Origin of the sequence: Bradyrhizobium sp. PRIMUS42, from assembly GCF_023006515.1 — a bacterium.
Taxonomy (GTDB): Bacteria; Pseudomonadota; Alphaproteobacteria; order Rhizobiales; family Xanthobacteraceae; genus Bradyrhizobium.
This window is the reverse complement of sequence record NZ_JALBGZ010001641.1, coordinates 1-399: the sequence shown is the minus strand read 5'-3', so window position 1 is coordinate 399 and position 399 is coordinate 1. Positions and strand designations below refer to the sequence as shown.

1 protein-coding gene is annotated in these 399 nt (G+C 69.2%); it reads left to right on the top strand.

Annotation, left to right across the window (positions count from 1 at the left end; genetic code table 11):
• A partial coding sequence (locus tag MOV75_RS42065) for an adenylosuccinate synthetase (protein WP_247008776.1) occupies positions 1-399 on the top strand: 399 nt, incomplete at both ends.

Genomic DNA, 399 nt, shown 5'->3' with positions numbered 1-399 from the left:
GACCGCGATCGGCACCACCCGCCGCGGCATCGGACCGGCCTATGAGGACAAGGTCGGCCGCCGCGCCATCCGCCTGATGGACCTCGCCGATCTCGATACGCTCCCGCACAAGATCGACCGGCTGCTTGCTCACCACAACGCACTTCGCCGCGGCCTCGGCCTGCCCGAATTCGACGGCAAGGTGATCTTGAGGGAGTTGAGCGCGCTGGCGCCGGAGCTGCTGCCCTATGCCGAGACGGTGTGGCGGCTGCTCGACATCAAGCGGCGCGAAGGCAAGCGCATGCTGTTCGAAGGCGCGCAAGGCGCGCTGCTTGACGTCGACCACGGCACCTATCCCTACGTCACCTCGTCCAACACGGTGGCGGCGCAGGCGGCGACCGGCTCGGGCCTCGGACCGGG